The 3209-nt window shown below is 72.2% G+C and carries 3 protein-coding genes; 1 reads left to right on the top strand and 2 read right to left on the bottom strand.

The genetic code is table 11. The features are described 5' to 3' along the window. Positions 1 to 734: 734 nt before the first annotated feature. Together V7E46_RS33065 and V7E46_RS33060 are read right to left on the bottom strand one after the other, a co-directional pair. A complete protein-coding gene (locus V7E46_RS33065; protein ID WP_333771855.1) occupies positions 735 to 1529 on the bottom strand; it encodes a hypothetical protein in 795 nt (264 codons plus the stop codon). 322 nt (positions 1530 to 1851) lie between these two features. Then, positions 1852 to 2364 carry a carboxymuconolactone decarboxylase family protein gene (locus V7E46_RS33060; RefSeq protein ID WP_333771854.1) on the bottom strand — a complete coding sequence of 171 codons (513 nt, stop codon included), beginning with the start codon at positions 2362 to 2364 and terminating at the stop codon, positions 1852 to 1854. 83 nt (positions 2365 to 2447) lie between these two features. Here V7E46_RS33060 and V7E46_RS33055 point away from each other — a divergent pair, with 83 nt between their 5' ends. Further along, entirely contained in the window at positions 2448 to 3074 is a 627-nt protein-coding gene (locus V7E46_RS33055) for a TetR/AcrR family transcriptional regulator (RefSeq protein ID WP_333771853.1), read from the top strand. Positions 3075 to 3209 lie beyond the last annotated feature (135 nt).

The following is a 3209-nucleotide window of genomic DNA, read 5'->3' as shown; positions in this document are numbered from 1 at the left end:
GTGTGGGGGGTGGGGCGGTGGGCACCCATGGACGGCGGTGCGGTTGGGAGCGGCGGCCGTGGACACCCTCGCCTGGCCGCGTGGGTCACCGGCGCAGGTCCAGCCGACGGTAACTTTATCGAGCCCGATCCTGCCGGAGTCGGCATGAATCTTTCCCCCGTACGAAGTGTGGCCCCTTCGTCCCGCAGGCATCACGGGCCGTGCAAGGCGCATGGTCTTCCCGTCGCGCTGCACACTAGTACGTCCCACGAACTTGATCAAGGCTTGACATGTATGTCATAACCCTGATCTTTTACGGCTCTTCGGCGGTCAGATCGGCGGGCTGACACGGCTTCCAGGGCGCGATCCCGGCGGGTCTGCGGCCCGGCTGCGGCGTCGGACGGCCACCGCAGGCCGCGGCTGCGGGCGGCGTGTGGCTGCTCGCGGCGCCGGGAAGTGGCTGGTCAGGTGAGATGCGGCGAGGTGGCGGGCCGCAGGGGTGCGGCGGTGGCCGCGGCGGCAGGGGGCCGACGGTCGGTCCGGCGGGGCCGCGGCGGCGGGCGGCGCGGGCGGCGGCGCCGGGCGCCGGGGATCCGGGCGATATTCAGCCGAATCCGGGCCGCGCGGCGTCGCGGAAATCACAGAGCGGCATATTTCTCTCGATACCGGAATTTGCTTTCGCCGTGCTTCCACCCGATATCCGCGTACGGCCCCGGCCTGCCCCCCGTCCGTCCTGCGCGTCGGCTCGCGCCGGGTCAGGACGAGGGCGGCTGGGCCAGCGCGTTCATGAGCTGGCGCATTGTCGGAACGAGGTCCTTGCTGAAGGCGGCGGTGTCCGCGACGGGCAGCCGCGTCGGGCTGCCGTCGGGGTTGACGGGCTCCTTGCCGCGGTCGGTGTCCCACTCGTTGGTGCCGGTCACGGTCAGCGAGAAGACGGCGCCGCCGTGCCGTACGAACAGCGACTGGCGGTACTGCCCGGCGGCGAGGTTCGCGCGGTCGCCGAGGCCTTCGGGGTGCGTGGTCCGCGTCTTGCCGTCCAGGTAGACCAGGACGCTGCTGCCGTCGCTCCCGCCGGACGGCGCGGGCGGTTCGGTACGGCTGCGCGCGTCGAACTCGGCCGCCGGGTCGGTCTTCTTGTGCAGGTCCACGGTGACGCTGATGGTGTACGTCGTCGTCCAGCCGCTGCCGTCCGTCCCCGTCCCGATCAGCGCGCAGCCGACATGGTCGAGCGCCGTGCTCCTGGTGACCGTCGGGAACCCCTGGCCGAAGGACGACGAGCCCAGGTCGCCGGCGAGCGGCTGGAGATCGTGGTTGCTGCAGGTGCTGTCGCCGATACGGTAGCCGTGCAGGTCGGGCGCCGATGTGCGCCCGTAGCCGGTGGCCTGCAGCACCCCGGCCCAGACCGCCGAGGTCACGACGACCGCAACGGCCGCCCATGTCCACGGCTTCGCCGCGAACCGCCCCAGCAGCGGCGGCCGGTCGGTGTCGCTGACCAGGTCCACGGCCGCCGCGGGTTCCTCCTGGCCTTCCATCTCCGGCTCGCTGATCATGCCGACCCACCCCCATGTCACGGCGTCCGCCTCACCCTATGGTGGCGCCGCGCGGCGGCGATCAGCGGGCGGTGAGGGCGGGTTCGGCGCCGAGCGAGACGAACGAGCCCGCGAACACCCGCCGCCGCCTGCGGCCGGGCGGCGAACGGAACTGGCCGCGGCGGCGCTCGGCCACGGCGTCACGGTGCAGCCGCTGTCCTGGCGCCGCCGACTGCCGGGGCCGCCCGGCCTGGTTCTGGGCTACGCGGCCCGCACCCCCGCGGAGATACGCCGACGGCGTCGCCGTAAGGGGCCGGCTGCTGCGCAGAGACCCAGGACAGGTCTATGCCACGGAAGGGTCCGCCAGGCCGGCCGGTCCGTCGAGCAGCCGGTCGGCGGCGCGCAGGCCGTGCCAGGCCGCGGTCGTGCCGAACTGCGCCGAGAAGCGGATCACGGCCCGCACATCGGCGGGCGTCGCGCCGATCGCGAGCGCCCTGGAGACATGGGCCGCGAACGTGTCATTGAGCACGCCGTGCAGGACGTCCGAGGTCAGGGAGCCGAAGGCCCGCTCACGGTCGGTCAGCTGCCGCGTGCCGGTGCGCAAATGGCGTTGCAGCTCGGTGTGGTCGCCCTGGAACAGCAGTAATTCGCACAGCGCGTCGCCGGACACGCCATGGGTGAGGCCCATCGTGCCCTGCGACTCGCACGGCATGCCCAGCGTCTGCCGGCAGATGTCGGCGACGGCATAAAGCGCGACCTTCTCGCGGTCGGACAACTCCGGGAACCCGTCCCAGCCCTGGTGGTAGGTGACGGTGTCCACCGGTGCCTCTGCGGGCATGTCCACGCGGTGATCCATGGGGCGCCTCCACGTATTGCCCGGCCGAACGGCCGTAGGGCTACGACTGTAGTCCTACGAGTTGTGCCCATACAATCGGATTCATGGATGGGACCACTCCGCCCCGGAGAGGCGCCCGGAGCCGCAACAACCCCCGTGGCCAGGGTGAGCGACTGCGGACCGACATCATCACGACGGCGACCGCCATGCTGGACGTCCTGGCCGACGACCAGGCGCTGTCGCTCCGGGCGGTGGCCCGCGAGGTCGGCATCGCCGCCACATCCGTCTACCTGCACTTCGCCGATCGCGACGCCCTCGTCCTGGCCACGCTCGAACGGTGCCACAGCGATCTCATGCGGGCCATCGAGGGCGCGGAGACGTCCGCAGGCGGCCCCGCGGAAGCGCTCCGCGCGAGGACGCTGCTGCTGGGCAACTGGGCGCAGCAGCACACCGGGCTCTACAAGGTGCTGTACGAGAGCACCATCAACCAGCGGGTCGAGATGCGCTTCAAGCAGGACTTCAAGGACAGTTGCGTGAGCGCGGTCCAGCGCTGCGTCGACGCGGGGCTCGCTCCGCGGGGGGACGCGACGGCGATGGCCCTCGACCTCATGGCCGCCGTGCACGGGAGCGTGTCGATGAGGACCAACCGGTGGGATACGCCGTGGCCGCCGTTCGCCGAGCAGCTCGACCGGTTTCTGACCGGTCTCGTGGGGCTTTCCGCCCCGGGGTGACGCCCGTTGCGCGGGCGCGCCGCGCTCCTGGCCGGGCCTGTGCCTGCACGACGGTGGGCTGTGGCCGGGGGCGTGGTTCCCCGCGGCCCCGAAGGGGTGCCCTCTGGGGAGGGGTGGTGGCCGGCACCCGGGGGG

This window comes from Streptomyces sp. IBSBF 2435 (assembly GCF_036815005.1).
Taxonomy (GTDB): Bacteria; Actinomycetota; Actinomycetes; order Streptomycetales; family Streptomycetaceae; genus Actinacidiphila.
Note: the sequence above shows the minus strand (reverse complement) of the source record. Positions and strands in the feature narration are given on the sequence as shown.

Coding starts and splice junctions, on each gene's coding strand:
- V7E46_RS33055 (WP_333771853.1), top strand. CDS start 2,448: ATGGATGGGACCACTCCGCCCCGGAGAGGCGCCCGGAGCCGCAACAAC.
- V7E46_RS33060 (WP_333771854.1), bottom strand. CDS start 2,364: ATGGATCACCGCGTGGACATGCCCGCAGAGGCACCGGTGGACACCGTC.
- V7E46_RS33065 (WP_333771855.1), bottom strand. CDS start 1,529: ATGATCAGCGAGCCGGAGATGGAAGGCCAGGAGGAACCCGCGGCGGCC.